This is a genomic window from Chelativorans petroleitrophicus, from assembly GCF_025398195.1.
Taxonomy (GTDB): domain Bacteria; phylum Pseudomonadota; class Alphaproteobacteria; order Rhizobiales; family Rhizobiaceae; genus Chelativorans; species Chelativorans petroleitrophicus.
This window is the reverse complement of sequence record NZ_JAODNV010000010.1, coordinates 83722-103978: the sequence shown is the minus strand read 5'-3', so window position 1 is coordinate 103978 and position 20257 is coordinate 83722. Positions and strand designations below refer to the sequence as shown.

Genomic DNA, 20257 nt, shown 5'->3' with positions numbered 1-20257 from the left:
TCTACACGGCAGCGGCGTGCGGGGGTGAATGGTGAATAGTGAATGGTGAATGGTCATTTTCTTTCGTCTCCGCCCCGCTCCAACGACCGGATAAAGGAGACAAGCATCTTACCCAGTCTGACGAACCTCGTTTCAACGTGCTGGCCTGCTCCTTATCCAGCAGACCGACCGACAGCATGGTGTGCGTCTCCAGTTCCTTCAACGAGCCCTGTGCAAAACGCAGAAATTGGATGAACGACTTTCTCTGTGCGCGACCGAAACCCTCGGCAATATTCGCTGGAATCGAGCTGGCTTCACGCCGCATCTGTGCCGACAATCCAAACATCTCTTCGCGCGGAAATGCGCGCGTCATGGTGTAAATGTCGGCTGCCATATCCATCGAATCCTTCCAAACGGTCAGGCCGCGGTAATCGCGAATCTCTGCGCGTTCTGCCCCCGCCTCATCCATTCACTATTCACCATTCACTGTTTCGCCTTCTCATCCCCCGGCAACACATAATCCGTCCCTTCCCACGGCGAGAGGAAGTCGAAATTCCTGAACTCCTGCCTGAGATTGACCGGCTCGTAGACCACGCGCTTGGCCTCGTCGTCATAGCGCACCTCCACGAAACCGGTGAGCGGGAAGTCCTTCCTGAGCGGGTGCCCCTCGAAGCCGTAATCCGTCAGGATGCGCCGCAAATCCGGGTGACCGGAAAAGAGCACACCGTAAAGGTCGTAGACCTCGCGCTCATACCAGTTCGCCCCCGGGAAGACGTCCACCACGGAGGGCACCGGCGTGTCCTCGTCCGTCGAGATCTTCACGCGGATGCGCTGGTTCTGGCGCGGCGACAGCAGGTGGTAGACGACCTCGAAGCGCTTTTCGCGTGCCGGATAGTCGGCCCCCGAGATGTCGATGAAAGCGAAGAACTGGCACTGCACGTCCGTCTTCAGGAACGACAGCACCTCGACAATGTCGTCCGGCTCCACGACCAACGTCAGCTCACCATAGGCGATGATCGTATCCTTGATCCGCCCGCCGAGCTTCTCGCCGATATAGGCCGCAAGGTCCTTCAGCGCTTCGGTCATGTCGTCGTTCCTATCGCTCGATCGTACCGGTGCGGCGGATCTTCTTCTGAAGAAGGAGAATGCCGTAGAGCAGCGCTTCGGCCGTGGGCGGACAGCCGGGAATGTAGATGTCCACCGGCACGATGCGGTCGCAGCCGCGCACTACCGAATAGGAATAGTGATAGTAGCCGCCGCCATTGGCGCACGAGCCCATTGAGATGACGTAGCGCGGCTCCGGCATCTGGTCGTAGACCTTGCGCAGCGCAGGCGCCATCTTGTTGGTGAGCGTGCCCGCCACGATCATGATGTCGGATTGGCGCGGGCTTGCACGCGGCGCCACGCCGAAGCGCTCGCTGTCGTAGCGCGGCATGGAGGTGTGGATCATCTCCACCGCGCAGCAGGCAAGACCGAAGGTCATGAACATCAGCGAGCCGGTCCGTGCCCAGGTGATCAGGGCCTCCGACGAAGTGACCAGAAATCCCTTGTCGGTCAGCTCGTCATTGATCGAAGTGAAGAACGGATCGTCCGACCCGACCGGCTTTCCCGTCTTGGGGTCGATGATGCCACGCGGTTCCGGCGCCACCAGGGTGTTGTTCAATCCCATTCCAGCGCTCCCTTCTTCCATTCATAGATGAAGCCGATGGTCAGCACGCCCAGGAAGACCATCATCGACCAGAACCCGAACCAGCCGAGGTCGCTGAAGGAAACGGCCCAGGGGAAGAGGAAGGCCACTTCCAGGTCGAAGATGATGAAGAGGATGGCCACCAGATAGAAACGCACATCGAACTTCATCCTGGCGTCATCGAAAGCGTTGAAGCCGCACTCGTAGGCCGACAGCTTTTCGGGGTCCGGATTGCGGAACGCCACGATGAAGGGCGCGATCACCAGCACAAGACACAGGCCCAGGGCCACCCCGATGAAGATGACGATGGGCAGATACGAACTCAAGAGAGCGTCCATAGTCCGACTTTCCGTTGCCTGCCGAAGCGGGGCTTCGTACGTGCGAGCTGCGATGCGCTGACGGCTTTGAGGATCGGCCGCGCGGCAAAGCCCTTGTTGCGACGCGGCGAGGGTTAGCGCAGCCGTTCGGGGGAAGCAAGTCAAAGCTTGAGGTTGCCTTATCGGCAAGCTCATTTCGAAGACGCAGTTCTCCGGCTGCCAATAGCCTTGGCCCATACCTAGGAATAAATGCTGAGGATTTTAAGTGGCCGCCCGCAAATCCCGGCGAAATGTCAGGAGTCATGCGGCCAGACGCCGGAACGGGTGGCCTCACTGCATGCGAACGGATAATTTCCGGTCTGCATGAGGGAGCTCGATTTGCGCGAAAGAGAGAAACTGACAATCGGACAGGTGCGGCGAATCGCGCTTGCCGCACAGGGTTTCACGGACCGGCGCCCGGAAGGGGCGGTCGAACGGCGGCATCTGAACCGGGTGCTGGCACGCACGGGGCTTTTCCAAATCGACTCGGTCAATGTGGTCACGCGCGCCCATACGATGCCGCTCTTCTCACGCGTCGGCCCCTACCCCGCCGGCCTTCTCGAACGCGTCGCATCGAAAAAGCCGCGCGCCGTCTTCGAATACTGGGCGCACGAGGCCTCTCTCCTGCCGGTCGAAACGCAGCCGCTTCTGCGCTGGCGCATGGCTGAGGCCAGAGAGGGCAAGGGCATCTACCGTCGGCTGATGCGCTTTGGCGCGGAGCAGGCGGGCTTTATCCAAGACATGCTTGCGGAAGTCCGCGCACGCGGGCCCATCGCTGCTTCCGACATCGAAGGTCACAAAGGCACCTCCAGCTGGTGGGGGTGGAGTGACGCTAAGCACGCACTGGAGTGGCTTTTCTGGGCCGGGCTGGTCACCACCCATTCGCGCAGGCCGAGCTTCGAGCGCCTGTATGACCTGCCGGAGCGCGTTCTGCCGTCCGCAATCCTCAACGCGCCGACGCCGAGCACCGAAGATGCGCAGCGAGCGCTCGTGGAGATTTCGGCAAGGGCGCTCGGCGTGGCGACCGCGGGGGATCTGCGCGACTATTTCCGGCTTTCGCCGCAGGAGGCCTATCCGCGGATTGAGGAACTTGTCGAGCAGGGCACGCTCATTCCCGTCACGGTGAAGGGCTGGCAGAAGAAGGCCTATATGCACGCCGAGGCGCGCTTGCCGCGAAAGGTGCGCGCGCGGGCGTTGCTTGCACCCTTCGATCCGCTGGTGTGGGAGCGCTCGCGCGCCGAGCGCCTGTTCGATTTCCGCTACCGGATCGAGATCTACACGCCGGCGAGCAAGAGGGTCTACGGCTACTACGTCTTCCCTTTCCTCCTTGGGGAAAGAATCGTCGCGCGCGTCGATCTGAAGGCCGACCGGCTGAGGGGCGTCCTCAGGGTCCAGGCCGCCTATGGCGAGCCTCACGCACCGGCGGAAACGGCGAGCGAGCTCTGGCAGGCGCTTGAGGAAATGGCGCTGTGGCTTGGGCTTGGAGAGGTGGAAGTCGCCGAAGCGGGCGATCTCGCCGCCGCGCTGGCCGCTGCCGGGAGGACAAGGCCGGTACAGCCCGCCGCGGCCGTTCAGGCCGCGGAGCGCTTTTCCATGGACGAGGCTTGAACCCTGACTTTGCCGACATGGGGCGAATGCCGCCCGCGAACCCGATTGGAACAGGTCCGCCGCTTGCAGGTTCGGGTGCCATCCCAACCTTTCTGGAGATGGCTATGAAAATTCAACTTTCCGCTGCCGTGTCGGGGCTCCTCTTCATTGCCGGTGCGGCGAGCGCGCAATCGGTGGTAATCACGCCCGAGCAGGAGACGGTCATTCGAGAATACGTCGTCACGCAGGAGGTCCATCCGGTCGAGATACCTTCAGACGTGACGATTGAGGTGGGCTCAACGCTTCCCGAGACCGTTGAGCTTTACGCTCTGGAGGTGCCCGAAGCCGAAGTCACCTACCAGTATGTGATAGTCGATGACCGCACCGTTCTAGTGGAGCCGCAAACCCGCCGGATCGTGCACATCATCCAGTAAGGACGCCGCGTAAGCGCCTCGAGCGGAGGAGGACGGAAACTCCATCCTTCCTCCTTCGCCCTCTGATCTATTCCATTCGCCGCGGCTGTTCTCTTCCAGCGGCTGTACTTACCGCCTCACCGCCTGCCCCGCAGTTCGTCGGGGTTGTAGCCATAGGTCCTCAGCGTCTCGTCATCGAACGTCAGAAGCGCCTCGCGGACATAACGGTCCGCCTGCCGCTGACGCGCTGTGATGATCGCGTCCAGAGCATTGCGAAAGAAGCTGCGCCTAACCCGAGCCATATCAAGTCTCCTTGCACCACCTCTTCCTCCCGCACCATAAAGGTAAGCAGGGCTGACCCATTTACCAGCGCAATTCATGCACGTCTGCCATGCTTTTTTGCATATGCGAAGGAAAATGATGCAGTGCACACTTCGTGCATCTTCAATCCCCGTTGCAGGGCTCAGCGCACCCAACTACGGTCAGAGTCCATCCTTGTGGCCGCGTGGCCGCGCATCCGGAGAAAGCTCATGTTTCAATCGTTCGAAACGACCGCCGATCCCGCTCAGGCAAGACCAAGGCTGGAGCGTCTGCGCCTGCTGATGGAGGAAAGCGGGCTCGACGGGGTGCTGGTCCCTCGGGCGGACGAGCATCAGGGCGAATATGTGCCGGCCTGTGCCGAGCGGCTGGCGTGGCTGACGGGCTTCACAGGGTCCGCCGGGGTCGCGCTCATCCTGCGCAGCAAGGCGATTCTGTTCGTCGACGGGCGCTATACGCTTCAGGCGCGGGAGCAGACGGACCCTGGCCTCTTCGAGATCGAGAGCCTTGTCGACAACCCGCCGCGCGACTGGATGAAAGCCAATCTGAGCCAGGGAGCGCAGATCGGCTTCGACCCCTGGCTGCACACGGTGGGCGAAATCCGCGCCCTGCGCAAGGCGCTGAAAAAGCCCGGAGCGGAGGCGGTGGCGCTGGATCGCAACCTTGTCGATGCCATCTGGGACGACCGCCCTGCCCCGCCGGCAGAGCCGGTGCGCGTCCATCCCCTGTCGCTTGCTGGGGAACCGGCCGAGGCCAAGCTTGCGAAGCTTTCGGAAAAGCTTGCCGCCGAGGGCATCGATCACACGGTGCTGACTGATCCGGCCTCCCTTGCCTGGACCTTCAACATCCGCGGCAACGACGTGCCGCACACGCCGCTGGCACTGGGCTTCGCGATTATTTCGGCGGAGGGCCGGCCGCGCCTCTTCATGGACTCGTGGAAGATCAGCGGCGAGGCCGAAACGCATCTGCGCGCGCTGGCGGACATCCACGCGCCGGGCGACCTCCTGCCGGAGCTCTCATCGGCCGCGAGGGACGCGAAGATCGGCCTCGACCCGTCACTTGCAGCCGAAAGGCTGCGCCTTGCCGTCGAGGAGGCCGGGGGTACGGTGGTGGACTTTTCCGACCCCGCCGCCGTCCCGCGCGCCATGAAGAACGAGACGGAGCTGAAGGGCGCCCGCGCGGCGCATGTGCGGGACGGAGCCGCCCTCGCGCGCTTTCTCGCCTGGCTGGACCGTCAGCGGCCCGACACGCTGGACGAAATCACCGTCGTTACGCGGCTTGAGGAATTCCGCCGCCGCACGGGCGAGGAATTGCAGATGCCGATGCGTGACATCTCCTTCGACACGATCTGCGGAGCCGGGCCAAACGGCGCGATCGTGCACTATCGCGTCACGCAACGGACCAACAGGAAACTCGCGCCGGGAGAGCTTCTCCTGGTCGATTCAGGCGCCCAGTTCGACGACGGCACGACCGACGTGACACGCACCGTCGCTCTCGGAGAGCCGACAGAGGAAATGCGCACCCGCTTCACGCTGGTGCTGAAGGGCATGATCGCGATTTCCACGCTGCGCTTTCCGGCCGGCACGCGTGGCATGGACATAGACGCGCTCGCCCGCGTCGCCCTCTGGAAGAACGGCCTCAACTACAATCACGGCACCGGTCACGGCGTCGGCTCCTATCTTTCGGTGCATGAAGGGCCGCAGCGCATCGCCAAGACGGGAAAGGAAGAGCTGCGCACCGGCATGATCCTTTCCAACGAGCCGGGCTATTACCGGCAGGGCCACTACGGCATCCGGATCGAGAACCTGGTCGCGGTGACGGCGCCCGAGCCGGTACCGGGCGGCGAGGTTGACATGCACGCCTTCGAGACGCTGACGCTGGCGCCCATCGACCGCAGGCTGATCGACCCCGCCCTTCTGTCGCCCGAAGAACGCGAATGGCTGAACGCCTATCACCGGCGGGTGTTCGAGGAGATATCTCCGCTGGTCGAAGACGACGTCGCGGCCTGGCTGCGTGAGGTCACCGCTCCGCTATAGGATGTTGCGCAGGAGAATGAGCACCGCGGCGGAGGAAAGGAACAGCGGCATCATTCCTCCGCCCGCAAGCGCGATGAGAACGCCGGTTACAAGGGCTGCGACCTCCGCCGGCCCACCCTCCATCGCCGCGGGAGCGACCAGCGTGGTGAGCACCGCCGCAGGCACCGCGTCGAGGCCCGCTTCCACACGCGGGTGGATGCGCTCGAAGCGCGACAGCACCAGATGTCCGCCGATCCGGGTCAGATAGGTGAGCACCGCACCGGCGAGGGTGATCCAGAAGATTGTGCTCACGGCCTCTTCTCCCTGAAAGCTTTGGGCGCAAACAGCGCGCCGACGAGGACGCCGGCCACGGCGCCGATGGAGACATGCCAGGGCGAACCGATCGTGTGATAGGCCACCACGGAGACGAATGCGCTCACACCAACGACCGGCAGCCACATGGCGCGCTTGCGAAAGCTCATCACCAGGCCCAGGAAGTAGATGGGCAGAAGAAAATCGAGGCCCAGCGCCTGCGTGTTGGGAATCAGGCGGCCGAACACCGCGCCTAATCCCGATTCGGCAATCCAGAAGACATAGAGCGGCAGCGCCACGCCCATATACCAGGCAAACCCGAGGGACCGGCCCTTTTCCACCCGCTGCTCTGCCTCCGCGAATTGCGGGTCCACGAGAAAGAAGAAGCCGACGAAGCGCTGAAGCGGCGTCCAGTGGGCTATGTAGCGGCCGATGGTGGCCGAATAGAGCACGTGGCGGAAATTCACCGCGAATATGGAAAAGACGATGAGCCACGGCGCCACACGGGCGCCAAACAGGTCGATGCCCACCATCTGGCTAGCCCCGCCGAAGATCGCAGCGCTCATCAGCATCGCTTCGGATGCGGAAAAGCCGTTCTCCACGGCAAGCGCACCGAACAGAACGCCAAAGGGCGCGGCAGCGACAATGACAGGGATGCTTGCGCGCACCCCGGACAAGAATTCGCTGGCCGGATGCGCCTCAGCATAGGTGTCAGCCGTCATGAAACCTCCGACAACAAATGGGAAGAATAGGTCAGCAACGCTGACCTGTCATATCAATTCGGCTGAAGCCTGGCTTGAACGGAGATGATGAATCCGCCCATGCGGCTACTTCCCGATGCGGCGGAACCAGGCCTCCTCGTCGATCACCTCGATCCCGAGTTCCTTCGCTTTTTTCAGCTTAGAGCCCGCGCCGGGACCGGCGACCACCAGATCCGTTTTCGAGGAAACGGAGCCGGCGACCTTGGCGCCGAGCCGCTCCGCCATATCCTTGGCCTCGTCGCGCGACATGCGCTCCAGCGCGCCGGTGAATACGACCGTCTTACCTGCCACGGGCGAATCCGCCGCCGGACGCTCCGCCTCCAGAACATTCACCTGGGCCGCCAGTTCCTCCACCAGCCTGCGGTTATGCTCCTCGGCGAAATAGTTCGCCACCGAGTCGATCACGGCGTCACCGATGTCCTCCAGCGCGTCCATTTCCTCGCGCGCGGCAAGATCGCCGTTGGCGATGGCGAGAGCCGCGTCGTGGAACTCCTGCCACGTGCCATAGGCGCGCGCCAGCGTCACCGCCGTGCGCTCGCCCACATGGCGGATGCCAAGACCATAGATCATTCGGTCAAGCGGGATGGTCCGACGCGCCTCGATGGCGGCGAAAAGATTCGTTACCGAAACTTCGCCCCATCCCTCCTTGTCCTTGAGTTTCTTGAGATTTTTCGCATCACGCTCGGCCAGCGTGAAGATGTCGCCCGGACTTTTGACGGGAAGATCGGGATCGTGGAAGAAGAATTCGATCTGCTTCTCGCCCAGCCCCTCTATGTCGAAAGCTCGGCGCGAAACGAAGTGGCGCAGATGCTCGATGCGCTGGAAGGGACACGCGAACTCGCCGGAACAGCGGCGCACCACACCCGCCCCGCCCGAAGCGGTCGAATCGCGCACGACCGGGGTTTTCAGCTCGCAGGGGCAAACGGTGGGAAACTCAAAGTCGCGCGCATCGGCAGGACGGCGCTCCTCCACATAACCCAGAATCTGCGGGATGACATCGCCCGCTCGCTGCACGATCACCGTATCGCCGAGCTTGATGCCGAGGCGTTCGATTTCCTCCGCGTTGTGCAGCGTCGCATTGGTGACCACCACGCCGCCCACCGTGACCGGCTCAAGCCGCGCCACAGGCGTCAGCGCGCCCGTGCGGCCCACCTGGATGTCGATGTCGCGCAGGATGGTGAAGGCTTTTTCTGCAGGGAACTTGTGCGCGATCGCCCACCGCGGCGTGCGCGAGACAAAGCCGAGGCGCTGCTGAAGACTAAGGTCATTCACCTTGTAGACAACGCCGTCGATGTCATAGCCGAGCGTGGCCCGCTGCTCCTCAATGGCGCGATAGTGCTCGAGCAGTTCGCGCGCAGTCTCGCACAGGCACATCATCTCGTTGGTCCGGAAGCCGTAGCTCTTCAGCGCCTCCACCACGCCCATCTGCGTATCGGCCGGCATCTCGCTCACCTCACCCAGGGCATAGGCGAAGAACCGGAGCGGGCGGGAGGCCGTCAGCGCGGGGTCGAGCTGGCGCAGGGAACCTGCCGCCGTGTTGCGCGGATTGACGTAAGTGGGTTTGCCTTCTGCCTTCTGGCGCTCGTTCAGGGCCAGAAAGTCGCGGTGCGTCATGTAGATTTCGCCGCGCACCTCCAGCACGTCCGGGAAATTGCCGGCAAGAACCTGCGGAATGTCGGCCACGACACGCGCATTAGCGGTCACGTTCTCGCCCACCTGCCCGTCGCCGCGCGTTGCCGCCGAGACCAGCCGCCCTCCCTCGTAGCGCAGCGACAGGGACAGGCCGTCGATCTTCGGCTCCGCCGTCATGGCGATCGGCGCGTGCGGCTCCATCTTGAGATAGCGGCGCACGCGCGCCACGAAATCGATAACGTCCTCGTCCGAAAAGGCATTGTCGAGCGAGAGCATAGGCACGCGGTGGCGCACCTTCTCGAACTTTTCGACCGGCGGCGCGCCCACGCGCTTCGAGGGCGAATCCTCGCGCACGAGATGCGGGAAGGCCTGCTCGATAGCGAGATTGCGCCGGCGCAGCGCGTCATATTCGGCGTCCGAAATGGTAGGCGCGTCTTCCGAATAATAGCGCCGGTCATGCTCGGCGATCTCCCGCGCAAGCCGCGCAAGCTCCTCGCGGGCCTGGTCCTCCGTCAGATCCTCGACGGGGATGTTCGCTGTGCTCATGCGTGACAATTCCGGATTCGGTCGGGCCGCCAAGATATGGCTTTTCGGCCTTCCGCCTCAAGACCGGACTGAGCGGCTGCTGCCACAGCCTGTCTTCATGCGGCGCGCTCGATGCGGATCACCTGCGGCCGCGAGGTCAGATGCCCGTCCCGGGTGACCCCTTCCACGGCCTTGTGCACGGCGGCCTCCGTCGTCTCGTGGGTGACGAGGATCACGGTCTTTTGCGCGTCATCCGTCGCCTCACCGTGCTGGACGATGGATTCCAGAGAAATGTCGTTGTCGGCCATGCGCTTGGCGATTGCCGCGAAGACGCCGATGCGGTCGTGCACCGTGAAGCGGATGAAGTAGCCGCCTGCGTGCGCCCGCATGCGCGCGCGCCTGTAGGGCTGCAGCTCCTTCGCCGGCCGGCCGAAAACGGGGCCGTGCTGAAAGCCAGGCCTGCTCTTGGCAATGTCCGCGATGTCGCCGATGACGGCCGATGCGGTCGCGTTGCCCCCGGCGCCGGGGCCGGAAAGCAGAAGCTCGCCCAGCATATCGGTTTCGATGGCGACGGCATTGGTCACCCCGTGCACCTGCGCGATCACGGAGCTGGTGGGCACCATGGTCGGATGCACGCGCTGCTCGATGCCGCTTTCCGTCTTCTGAGCCACGCCGAGAAGCTTGATGCGATAGCCAAGCTCCGCGGCCGCGCGGATATCCGCTTGGGTGATGTTGGAGATTCCCTCCATATAGATGTCGTCCGCCGAGATGCGGCACCCAAAGGCGAGGCTTGTCAGGATCGACAGCTTGTGCGCCGTGTCATGGCCCTCGATGTCGAAGGTGGGGTCTGCCTCGGCATAGCCGAGCCGCTGCGCCTCCTTCAGGCATTCCTCGAAGCTGAGGCCCTCGGCTTCCATGCGCGTCAGGATATAGTTGGCCGTGCCGTTCATGATGCCGAAGACGCGGGAAACCGTGTTCCCCACCAGCGCCTCGCGCAGGGTCTTAATGACGGGGATGCCGCCGGCCACTGCCGCCTCGTAATTGAGCAGCACGCCCTTCTTCTCCGCGATCGCGGCAAGCTCGACGCCGTGCCTCGAAAGCAGCGCCTTGTTGGCCGTCACGACATGGCGGCCCGATTCGAGAGCGGCACGAACGGAGCTCAAGGCCGGATCCCCCTCCCCGCCCATGAGCTCCACGAACACGTCGATCCCCGGAGACCGCGCAAGCTCCACCGGATCATCGAACCAGTGCGCATTGCCGAGATCGATGCCCCGATCCCGGTTGCGATCGCGCGCGCAGACGGCCACCGGCACGATCTCGCGGCCGCACTGGCGAGTCAGCTCCGTCCCCTTCTGGCCGAGCATCCTGACGACGCTCGCTCCCACGGTTCCAAGACCGGCAATTCCAATGCGCAAGGGTTCGGCCATGACTATGCCATCTCCAGAATTGATCAGATTCGGACGACTGTTACTGAAGCGACGAGAGGCGGAACAGCGCCGGGCGGCGCGATTTCCGCCCAGCCCCTCGTCTTCCGGTCAGCGCCGCGCGGTCATCGGAATGACGTTGTCGAGCATCTGCGGCGCCGTCGAAAGGAAACGCTTGATGTTGCGCGCGGCTTGCCGGATGCGGTGCTCGTTCTCCACCAGCGCGATGCGCACATAATCGTCGCCATGCTCGCCGAAGCCGACGCCGGGCGCCACCGCCACCTCCGCCTTCTCGACCAGCAGCTTGGAAAATTCCAGCGAACCGAGGCTGCGGAACGGCTCGGGAATGGGCGCCCAGGCGAACATGGTGGCAGGCGGCGGCGGCACATCCCAGCCGGCACGCCCGAACGCCTCCACCAGCACGTCGCGCCGGCGGCGATAGACGCTGCGCACCTCCTCGATCTCCGCGCCGTCCGAATTGAGCGCGGCGGCGGCGGCCACCTGGATGGGTGTGAAGGCGCCGTAATCGAGATAGGACTTCACCCTGGAAAGGGCGGCGATCAGCCGCTCGTTGCCGACGGCGAAGCCCATGCGCCAGCCGGGCATGGAGAACGTCTTGGACATGGATGTGAACTCCACCGTCACATCCATCGCGCCCGGCACCTGCAACACGGAGGGCGGCGGATTGCCGTCGAAATAGATCTCCGCATAGGCCAGGTCGGACAGAATGATGATCTCGTGCTTGCGGGCGAACGCCACCACGTCCTTGTAGAAGTCAAGCGTGGCCAGGCAGGCCGTCGGATTGGACGGATAGTTGAGAATCAGCGCCAGCGGCTTCGGGATCGAATGGCGCACCGCCCGCTCCAGGGCCGGAATGAACCTGTCGTCCGGCTCGGCCTGGATGGAGCGGACCACGCCGCCTGACATGATGAAGCCGAAGGCGTGGATCGGGTATGTCGGGTTGGGACACAGCACCACGTCGCCCGGCGCTGTGATGGCCTGCGCCATATTGGCAAAGCCTTCTTTGGAGCCCAGCGTGGCGATCACCTGCGTCTCAGGGTCGAGCTTGACGCCGAAGCGGCGCGCATAATAGGCGGCCTGCGCCCGGCGCAGCCCGGGAATGCCGCGCGAGGACGAATAGCGATGGGTTCGCGGATCACGCACCACGTCGCACAGCTTGTCCACGATGGCCTTGGGCGTCGGCAGGTCCGGATTGCCCATGCCGAGATCGATGATATCCGCGCCGCGCGCTCGGGCCGAAGCCTTCAGCCTGTTGACCTGCTCGAACACATATGGCGGAAGCCGGCGGACCTTGTGAAATTCTTCCATGGCAATCTTCCGGGAAGGAGGTGGCTGCCGCCCTCATACACCTGTTCGCGGGGCGGGTCGATAGTATTGCCGGAGGATCGACCTACTCCCCTGCCTCGATCGCCCGCAGGCGCTCCTCGGCGTGAAGTTCGCCGAGCCGGCGCAGCCGCTCCAGTTCAGCCGCGGAAGGCTGAGAAGCCTGGCTCGGCAACTCCCTTCCCTTGGCAAGCTCCTGCACGAGCGCGCGCCGCTCCTCATTGGTCAGCTGAGGAGCGGCGGCCGCCGGCGAAATATTGAGATTAGGGTAGCCGTCAGGCTGCGTGCCCGGTGCCCGCTCCGAAGAGCTCGCGCAGGCCGCAAGAAGCCACGGCGTGAGACAAGCGGCCGCAAGAAAAACAGGCGAAAACGGTCGTAAGCGGCCCGGGATTTTCATATGCAGTGCTCAAACATCATATTACGATGCCCGCCATTATAATTCAGCATCTTGAGGAGGCCAGCGCGAAAGATGGCCGGCGCCGGCAAGCACGACAAAGAGAAGAGGAACGAACCCGACGCGGCCGGCCCCTATGTGGTGAGGAATCCGGAGCGCTTCGCGCTCAACCTCGCCCGCGCGATAGAGGAGGCCGGCAAGGCGGCCGCGGCCTGGGCGCGCCCGCGCGAGGCGGGCGAATGGCGCGACATCCCTGCCCCTTACGCGGAGATGGCCAAAACGCTTTCGCAGCTCGCGGGCTACTGGCTCTCTGATCCGGGCCGCTCGCTCGAAGCGCAGACCCGGCTTCTCTCCGGCCTGATCGAGGTCTGGGCCGGGTCGATTCGCCGGATGACGGGCGAAAAGCCCGAGAGCGAGCCGATCGCACCGGAGCCGGGCGACAAGCGCTTCAGCGATCCCGAATGGTCGCAGAACCCGTTCTTTGACTTCCTCAAGCAGGCCTTCCTCGTCACCGCCCGCTGGGCCAATGAGCTCGTGGAGAATACGGAAGGCCTAGACGAACAGACGCGCCGCAAGGCGGTCTTCTACGTCCGGCAGATCAGCGAAGCCCTTTCGCCGACAAATTTCCTCATGACCAATCCGCAGGCGCTGCGCGAAACCTTCAGCTCGGATGGCGAGAATCTCATGCGCGGGATGCGCATGCTGGCCGAGGACATCGCCGCCGGCGGCGGGGAGCTGCGCCTGCGCCAGACCGACCGGTCCGGATTCGAACTCGGCCGCAATATCGCCACCACGCCCGGCAAGGTGGTGGCGCGCAGCGATCTGGCCGAAATCATCCAGTATCAGGCCACGACCAGAACCGTGCTGCGCAGACCGCTCGTCATCGTGCCGCCCTGGATCAACAAGTTCTACGTGCTCGACCTCAATCCCGAACGCTCCTTCATCCGCTGGGCGGTGGAACAGGGGCATACGGTGTTCGTGATCTCCTGGGTCAATCCCGACGAGCGGCACGCAGCGATGGGTTGGGACGACTACATCCGTGACGGCATCGAACTTGCGCTCGACACTGCCGCCCGGCGCACGGGCGAAAAGCAGGTGAACGCCGTGGGCTATTGCGTGGGCGGCACGCTTCTTGCCGCCGCACTTGCGGCAATGGCACGGGATGGAGACGACCGGGTGGCCTCGGCCACCTTTCTCGCAACGCAGGTGGACTTCACCCATGCGGGCGACCTGAAGGTCTTCGCCGACGAGGAGCAGGTGGCCGCCCTGGAAAAAGCCATGCGCGAGAAGGGCTTTCTGGAAGGCAACCGCATGGCGACCGCCTTCAACATGCTGCGGGCGCGCGATCTCCTGTGGCCCTATGTCGTCAACAACTATCTTCTGGGCCGCGAGCCGCCGCCCTTCGACCTGCTCTACTGGAACGCCGATTCCACGCGCATGGCGGCGGCCAATCACGCCTACTACCTGCGCAACTGCTATCTGGAGAACAATCTGGCGCGCGGGTGCGCCATCATCCATGGGCAGCGCGTCCGCCTCTCGGACATCCGCATTCCGGTCTATAATCTCGCCGCTGCGGACGATCACATCGCTCCGGCACAATCCGTTCTGTTCGGCAGCCATCTCTTCGGCGGTCCGGTCGAATTTGTGCTGGCGGGCTCCGGTCACATCGCGGGCGTCATCAATCCGCCTTCGGCAGGCAAATACCGCTACTGGACGGGAAAGGGCCTTGCCGACACCGTGGAGGCGTGGCTCGCCAAAGCAGAGATTTTCCCGGGTTCCTGGTGGCCGCACTGGCAGGCCTGGATCGAGCGGCAGGACAGCGCGCGGGTGCCGGCGCGGAGGATCGACCGGCGAAGAAAAATGCTCGGTGATGCGCCGGGCACCTATGTGCTGATTCAGGCCTGAGACCCCGCCCAACAATTCTTACAGACTGAAACATTGTCTGTTGTAATGGACCTATAATCCATTTGTAACATGGGTTTTTTTTCGTTACCAGAGAATGAGGCTTCTTGCTCGGGGGAGCGAGGAGCGCCGCACACGTGGGGACATTTCCACGACGATTGCTGAAGAGGACGTTCGTTGGCTCGCAGCGGCCCGGCCTCGGCCGGAAGACCCGAATTTGATCATGCTTTGATGCGGCGGCTTCTCGGCGTCTCGCTCGCATGTGGCCTGGCGGTTTCCTGCTCCGCAACGGAACCTTCGCTGAGCCTTGCCCCCGGCATGACGGACGGCCCTGCCGTTACGCAAAGCACGGTTGCATCAGCCGCCTTGACGGAAGAAAGCGGTCCAGTCGCCGAGCCTGCTCTGCGCCCCCAAGGAGACAATGAGGCCTTTTTGGCGGAATCGGGCGGCACCCCGCAGCCTCCCGAGAAATCCGCTCCCACGGCAGAATCCGGTTCCGCCGAAACGGAAATACTGGCGCGCAAGGACAGCGACGAGCAGGCAGAGACCACCGAATCGGCGCCGGAAGGCGACGCGGCACCTGCCAAGCCAAAGCGCACACTCCTGTCTGGCCTCTTTGCGGCCGCTCCGGCTGAGGCTCAAGCCTCAGCGCCTGCAAAAGAAGCCCAAGAGGAAGCGGCCGCGGCAGCTCCGGATTTGGGCCTGTCAGCCCATGATACGCCCGCTTCCCCGGCAGCGGAGAAAGCGGCCGCGGATACGACAGACGGACAATCTCCTGCCGCATCCAGTGAAGCACAGCCGGCCACGCCCGAGGCCTCCGGCGCTTTGCAGAAGCGCGGCCTGCTTACGGCCTTCTTTGCTCCCGCCCAGACCAAGGTACCCTTCCCCGACCGCGAGCCGGACGCGGAAGAAGAAGCGGCCGACGATGCCGCCACCGAGCCCGAAAAGCCCGTCATCAAGGTCGCTGCCACGGCGCCTCAGGCGGCGATGTTCACCGATGCTCTGCCGGGCGTGCGCGAGCGCGACCAGCTTTTCGAAATCAGGAGTCGGACTGAAATCGACGAAGAGAGCCTCGACCTCTACGAATCGGTGGACGGCAGCTATCAGGTCGCCTCCGCCGCCGGCCTCGCCCGCCTGGCGCCTCACGGGCTGATGTTGCAGCGCGAGGATGTCAACGTTTCCTGCTTTAAGCCGCAGCTCGTGCGACTTCTGAAGGTCATCGAACGGAAATACGGCAAGCGGATATTGGTCACCTCCGGCTACCGCAGCCCCGCCCATAACCGCCGCGTGAATGGCGCGCCCAAATCCATGCACATGGCCTGCGCGGCAGCCGACATACAGGTGGAAGGCGTGAGCAAGTGGGAGCTGGCCAACTTCGTCCGCTCCCTCCCCGGCCGCGGCGGCGTGGGCACCTACTGCCATACGAAATCGGTGCATGTGGACGTCGGGCCGGAGCGCGACTGGAATTGGCGCTGCCGGCGCTAGCTTGTCGCCCTGATTTGCGGATTGCAGAGCTCCCGGTTCTGCAATCATCCCCAGGCACTGAAAAAATCTTTTGCCGCACCTGCGAAGACGGCTTGCCGCCTGTGATGAAGGCCACTATAAGGCCCCTCGTCTTCCGCGCCCATCGTCTAGCGGTCTAGGACGCCGCCCTTTCACGGCGGAAACAGGGGTTCGAGTCCCCTTGGGCGTACCATCAAGATCAAAAGCTTCGCTGACCCTTCGGAAGGTTTGACGAGCCATCGTCAAGGTTTCTGCGCATGCAGGTACATTGGCTCAGATCAGCCGCATGCCCTTCATGCTGACATGGCCGTTCTTGCCGATGATGATGTGATCATGGACCACGATCCCGAGTGGCTCGGCCGTGGCGATGATCGTCTTGGTCATCTCGATATCGGCGCGCGAAGGCGCAGGGTCGCCGGAAGGGTGGTTGTGCACCAAGATGATGGCGCAGGCTGAAAGTTCAAGCGCCCGGCGCACCACCTCGCGCGGATAGACCGGCGTGTGGTCCACCGTGCCCACCTGCTGGCATTCGTCGCGGATCAGCGCATTCTTCTTGTCGAGGAAGAGAATGCGGAACTGTTCGCGATCCTCATAGGCCATGACGGCGCGGCAATAGTCGAGAACCCGCGTCCATGACGACAGGACATGCCGGCCCTGCACCTGCGCGCGCAGCATGCGCTGAGTTAGCGCCGCGACCAGTTTGATGTCGCGCGCGGCCGTCTCTCCAATCCCCGGCACCTCACGCAGCCGGTGTTCAGGCGCGCCCAGAACCTCGCCGATGGAGCCGAAACGGCTGAGCAGTTCCTTGGCAGGCCCCTTTGTATCGGCCCGCGGAATGGAACGGAAAAGCAGCATTTCGAGAAGCTCGTAGTCGGCGAGCGCGTCGGCGCCGGCCTCGTCGAAACGCGCGCGCAGCCGCTCGCGGTGTCCCTCATAGTGCTTCTTCACCCGGGACTTTGCGGCCTTGCCCGCCGGTTCCGGCGCAGGCCGCAACGGCCCCTCAGCGAAAAAGCCCCCCTGATCTTCCTTCATCATCGGCCCGCCAATCCCCCAAGGCCGGAATCTTATGAAGAAAGGCCCGGCCGGTCGAGTCCCGCGGGAGATAGGGTGAAGATTTCGCAGCCGTCCTCCGTGACTCCGACGGAATGCTCGTACTGCGCCGAAAGCGAGCGGTCGCGGGTCACCGCCGTCCAGCCGTCCGACAGAACCTTCACATGGGGGCGCCCGAGATTGATCATCGGCTCGATGGTGAAAATCATCCCCGGCCGCATCTCCACCCCCTCGTTAGGGCTGCCGTAATGCAGGATGTTCGGCGCATCGTGGAACAGAAGGCCGACGCCGTGGCCGCAGAAGTCGCGCACGACGGAGCAGCGCTGGCTTTCCGCATGGGCCTGGATGGCCGCCCCGATGGCCCCGGTGCGCGCCCCGGGCTTCACCGCCGCCACGCCGCGCATCAGGCACTCATGCGTGACCTCGAGAAGCCGCTCGGCGGCGCGCTTGATCCGGCCGACGGGATACATGCGGCTCGAATCGCCGTGCCAGCCGTCCAGCACATAGGTCACGTCGATATTGACGATGTCCCCTTCCCGCAGCGGTTTGTCGTCGGGAACGCCGTGGCAGACCACATGATTGATCGAAGTGCAGGTGGATTTGGTGTAGCCGCGATAGTTGAGCGTTGCGGGGATCGCACCGTGATCCATGCCGAACTCGAAGACGAAACGGTCGATCTCGTTCGTGGTCACCCCCGGTTTCACGATCGAGACGAGTTCATCGAGGCACTGCGCCGTGAGGCGGCAGGCCCTGCGCATGCCCTCGAAGGCCTCGGGACCGTAAAGGCGGATCTGCCCGGTGTTGCGGAGCGGAGCGGTGTCCGCGTCGAGATAGGTGACCATTCAGAAATCCATCGCGATCAGGCGATCGGGAACGATCGCATCGGCAGAGATTTGGCACCCTATCACAAAAGCTTCAACCCCTGCACGCCTGGCGCGGGCGAAGGCCGTGACATAGGCCGGGTCGAGATCGGCGCAGAGCCGGAAGCGCGAGCAGTCGCCCCGCTGCACCACATAGATCATGATGGCGCGCGCGCCGGCTGCGCACATGGCGGCAAGCTCGTCGAGATGCCGGGCGCCGCGCGCCGTAGCCGTATCGGGAAACTCCGCCACCCCGCTTTCGCGCATGAAGTGGACGTTCTTCACCTCCACATAGGCGGGCGGGCGCTCGGGGTGTTCTAGAAGAAAATCTATGCGGGAGCGTTCGCCATAGCGCTGCTCCGGCCTGATGACGGGATAGGTATCGAGGTCGCCGACCAGCCCGGCGCGGATCGCCTCGATGGCCAGCCGGTTGGGCAGGCCGGTGTTGATCCCTACCAGCGTGCCGTCCGCCTCCACGATTTCGAGCCGGTAAGGGTATTTGCGTTTGCCGTCGTCCCATCTCGAAAGCAGCACGCGTGATCCCGGCGCCGTAAGCCCCAGCATTGAGCCAGTGTTCGGCACCGAAACGGTGGTCTCCGTGCCGTCGCCAAGCACCACATCGGCCAAGAAGCGCTTGTAGCGGCGGACTAGCCGCGCCTCGATCAGCGGAGCGGGAAATCTCATGCGGAGAAATGTTCTTCGGAACTGCCGTCTAAGGGGTGGAACGCCGCGCGAAACGATCGCCCGGCAACAAGGCTGCTTACCGCTGAAATCCCTCCTGCGTCAAATTGCCCGCAGTCAGCGCATGTTCAGCCCGTTGTCCGTGCTCCTTCGGCCTGTCACACACTTTTCCTTGCCCTTCGCCTCCTGCGGGCAAGGATTTGCTCCAGCGTCACCGGGCGCAGCTCTTGCGCATCCACGCCGACATCGAACTGGCGCGGCGCGGGCGTGAGGCGACCGTGGGAGTGGCCGTGCAGGTTGATCGATTTCCTGCCCATCTGGTTCCAGGTCCGGAACGGAAAGTGGCAGAGGATCAGGAGCCGGTCCGCGATAACGAGCTCCGCATAGTGCTGCACGCTCGACCAGCCGCCGGCTGCGAGCGTCGCCGGGCCGTCATTGTTGCCGATGATGAGGTGCTTGACGCCGTTCAGGGCGGACAGCAGTTCTTCTACCCGTTCCGCATCGCCGCGCGCGAAATCGCCAAGGTGCCAGACGGTATCTTCAGGCAGGACGACCTCGTTCCATGCACGGATCAGCGCCTCGTCATGCTCGGCCACGGAACGGAAGGGGCGCCGGTCCACCCGCAGGACACGCGGATCTCCGAAATGGGTGTCACTGGTGAAATAGATCATGCTGACTGGCTAGAATTTTCATGCTCGCCGGGCAAGCCGATGCGATCGTTACCAGGCGGCATGGCCTCTGCCAGCCATCTGCAGAATCGGCGTCGCCTACCCCAATCAGGCGTAGAAAATGCCGTTGTCGTTGCCGGGACTCGCATCCGCCCGCTCGACCGCAGAGACCCCGGACTTTTCGCCGAGCTCGGCCAGAAGCCGCAGGCGCGCCCTGTTGAGGCGGCTCTTGATCGTTCCGATCGCGCAGTTGCAGATCGTCGCGGCCTCCTCGTAGCTCATGCCCAGCACGCCGATAAGCATCATCACCTCGCGCTGCTGCTCGGGCAGGCGCTGGATGGCGTTGTGAATCTCCAGGCCGCGCGCGGACCATTCCTGCGTGGCCCCCACCATCGGACGGGCCGACACGCAATCGGCGGAGCCCGGCGCCTCGCGCTTCGACACCTTGATCTTGGTGTAGAAGGTGTTGCGCATGATGGTGAAAAGCCAGGATTTCATGCTGGTCCCTGCTTCGAACTGATGCAGGTGGGAGAGGCCCTTGGTCAGCGTCTCCTGCACAAGATCGTCGGCGTCGTTGGGGTCACGGTAGAAGGTCCTCGCAAAGGCGCGCAGCGCAGGAATGAGCTCGACGATTTCGGAGCCGGGCGACGGCGGGGCGCTGCCTTTCGGACGTTGGGATCGTGCCATGCCGATATCCCTTCCTTTGCCGTATTGAGCCCATGTCGGGAATTGGCGGCCGCCGCTCGTAAGGCCGGTCCGCCAATGATGGTTCGCCGGGTTAATGCGCGATGGCTCAGGGAGTTCCCAAGCGGCTGCAAGCGCCGGAAAGGCATCGGAGTGCACAGG

21 protein-coding genes and 1 tRNA gene are annotated in these 20257 nt (G+C 63.8%); 6 read left to right on the top strand and 16 right to left on the bottom strand.

The window, feature by feature from the left end:
• Position 1: 1 nt before the first annotated feature.
• Genes NYR54_RS10125 through NYR54_RS10110 form a run of 4 tightly spaced genes read right to left on the bottom strand, consistent with a single transcriptional unit; the run spans position 2 to position 2004 of the window.
• Positions 2-448: a four helix bundle protein gene (locus NYR54_RS10125; RefSeq protein WP_261515522.1), complete on the bottom strand. Its 447-nt coding sequence runs from the start codon at positions 446-448 to the stop codon at positions 2-4.
• A gap of 14 nt (positions 449-462) precedes the next feature.
• Positions 463-1065 carry an NADH-quinone oxidoreductase subunit C gene (locus NYR54_RS10120; RefSeq protein WP_261515521.1) on the bottom strand — a complete coding sequence of 201 codons (603 nt, stop codon included), beginning with the start codon at positions 1063-1065 and terminating at the stop codon, positions 463-465.
• Between the two features lie 10 nt (positions 1066-1075).
• The gene (locus tag NYR54_RS10115) at positions 1076-1648 is read right to left on the bottom strand and encodes a NuoB/complex I 20 kDa subunit family protein (RefSeq protein ID WP_261515520.1); all 573 of its coding nucleotides are present in this window, start codon (positions 1646-1648) and stop codon (positions 1076-1078) included.
• A complete protein-coding gene (locus NYR54_RS10110; protein WP_261515519.1) occupies positions 1639-2004 on the bottom strand; it encodes an NADH-quinone oxidoreductase subunit A in 366 nt (121 codons plus the stop codon). Before NYR54_RS10110 ends, NYR54_RS10115 begins: the two co-directional genes overlap by 10 nt.
• 357 nt (positions 2005-2361) lie before the next feature.
• On the opposite strand from NYR54_RS10110, the gene NYR54_RS10105 reads away from it, so the two are divergent.
• Positions 2362-3630, top strand: a complete 1269-nt coding sequence (locus NYR54_RS10105) for a winged helix-turn-helix domain-containing protein (protein ID WP_261515518.1) — start codon at positions 2362-2364, stop codon at positions 3628-3630.
• A gap of 104 nt (positions 3631-3734) precedes the next feature.
• Complete coding sequence (locus NYR54_RS10100) at positions 3735-4043, top strand: DUF1236 domain-containing protein (protein ID WP_261515517.1); 309 nt, start codon at positions 3735-3737, stop codon at positions 4041-4043.
• 116 nt (positions 4044-4159) lie between these two features.
• Here the strand turns inward: NYR54_RS10100 and NYR54_RS10095 are convergent, their stop codons facing one another.
• Positions 4160-4324: a hypothetical protein gene (locus NYR54_RS10095; RefSeq protein ID WP_261515516.1), complete on the bottom strand. Its 165-nt coding sequence runs from the start codon at positions 4322-4324 to the stop codon at positions 4160-4162.
• 228 nt (positions 4325-4552) lie between these two features.
• On the opposite strand from NYR54_RS10095, the gene NYR54_RS10090 reads away from it, so the two are divergent.
• Complete coding sequence (locus NYR54_RS10090; protein WP_261515515.1) at positions 4553-6376, top strand: aminopeptidase P family protein; 1824 nt, start codon at positions 4553-4555, stop codon at positions 6374-6376.
• Here the strand turns inward: NYR54_RS10090 and NYR54_RS10085 are convergent.
• From NYR54_RS10085 to NYR54_RS10060, 6 genes are all read right to left on the bottom strand, one after another.
• The gene (locus tag NYR54_RS10085; RefSeq protein ID WP_261515513.1) at positions 6371-6667 is read right to left on the bottom strand and encodes an AzlD family protein; all 297 of its coding nucleotides are present in this window, start codon (positions 6665-6667) and stop codon (positions 6371-6373) included. The two genes, NYR54_RS10090 and NYR54_RS10085, sit on opposite strands and share 6 nt — an antisense overlap.
• A complete protein-coding gene (locus tag NYR54_RS10080) occupies positions 6664-7389 on the bottom strand; it encodes an AzlC family ABC transporter permease (RefSeq protein ID WP_261515512.1) in 726 nt (241 codons plus the stop codon). Before NYR54_RS10080 ends, NYR54_RS10085 begins: the two co-directional genes overlap by 4 nt.
• Positions 7390-7494: 105 nt before the next feature.
• Positions 7495-9606, bottom strand: a complete 2112-nt coding sequence (gene ligA / locus NYR54_RS10075; protein ID WP_261515510.1) for an NAD-dependent DNA ligase LigA — start codon at positions 9604-9606, stop codon at positions 7495-7497.
• A gap of 95 nt (positions 9607-9701) precedes the next feature.
• Entirely contained in the window at positions 9702-11012 is a 1311-nt protein-coding gene (locus NYR54_RS10070; RefSeq protein ID WP_261515509.1) for a homoserine dehydrogenase, read from the bottom strand.
• Between the two features lie 108 nt (positions 11013-11120).
• The gene (locus NYR54_RS10065; protein ID WP_261515508.1) at positions 11121-12338 is read right to left on the bottom strand and encodes an LL-diaminopimelate aminotransferase; all 1218 of its coding nucleotides are present in this window, start codon (positions 12336-12338) and stop codon (positions 11121-11123) included.
• 82 nt (positions 12339-12420) lie between these two features.
• The gene (locus NYR54_RS10060) at positions 12421-12750 is read right to left on the bottom strand and encodes a hypothetical protein (protein ID WP_261515507.1); all 330 of its coding nucleotides are present in this window, start codon (positions 12748-12750) and stop codon (positions 12421-12423) included.
• A 72-nt stretch (positions 12751-12822) separates the two neighbouring features.
• On the opposite strand from NYR54_RS10060, the gene NYR54_RS10055 reads away from it, so the two are divergent.
• From NYR54_RS10055 to NYR54_RS10045, 3 genes are all read left to right on the top strand, one after another.
• On the top strand, positions 12823-14652 hold the full coding sequence (locus NYR54_RS10055; RefSeq protein ID WP_261515506.1) for a PHA/PHB synthase family protein: 1830 nt from the start codon (positions 12823-12825) through the stop codon (positions 14650-14652).
• Between the two features lie 429 nt (positions 14653-15081).
• Complete coding sequence (locus tag NYR54_RS10050) at positions 15082-16134, top strand: YcbK family protein (RefSeq protein WP_261515505.1); 1053 nt, start codon at positions 15082-15084, stop codon at positions 16132-16134.
• 135 nt (positions 16135-16269) lie between these two features.
• Positions 16270-16345, top strand: a tRNA-Glu gene (locus NYR54_RS10045).
• Positions 16346-16425: 80 nt separating this feature from the next.
• Here the strand turns inward: NYR54_RS10045 and radC are convergent.
• The 5 genes from radC to NYR54_RS10020 all read right to left on the bottom strand — a co-directional run bounded on the left by radC (position 16426) and on the right by NYR54_RS10020 (position 20098).
• Positions 16426-17187, bottom strand: coding sequence for a RadC family protein (gene radC / locus NYR54_RS10040; protein ID WP_261515504.1), 762 nt, complete (start codon positions 17185-17187; stop codon positions 16426-16428).
• A 29-nt stretch (positions 17188-17216) separates the two neighbouring features.
• Entirely contained in the window at positions 17217-18044 is an 828-nt protein-coding gene (gene map, locus NYR54_RS10035; protein WP_261515503.1) for a type I methionyl aminopeptidase, read from the bottom strand.
• Positions 18045-18746, bottom strand: coding sequence for a DNA/RNA nuclease SfsA (sfsA, locus tag NYR54_RS10030; RefSeq protein ID WP_261515502.1), 702 nt, complete (start codon positions 18744-18746; stop codon positions 18045-18047). It abuts the gene before it with no gap.
• A gap of 155 nt (positions 18747-18901) precedes the next feature.
• On the bottom strand, positions 18902-19414 hold the full coding sequence (locus NYR54_RS10025) for a hydrolase (RefSeq protein WP_261515501.1): 513 nt from the start codon (positions 19412-19414) through the stop codon (positions 18902-18904).
• 105 nt (positions 19415-19519) lie between these two features.
• Positions 19520-20098, bottom strand: a complete 579-nt coding sequence (locus NYR54_RS10020) for a sigma-70 family RNA polymerase sigma factor (protein ID WP_261515500.1) — start codon at positions 20096-20098, stop codon at positions 19520-19522.
• Positions 20099-20257: the final 159 nt, after the last annotated feature.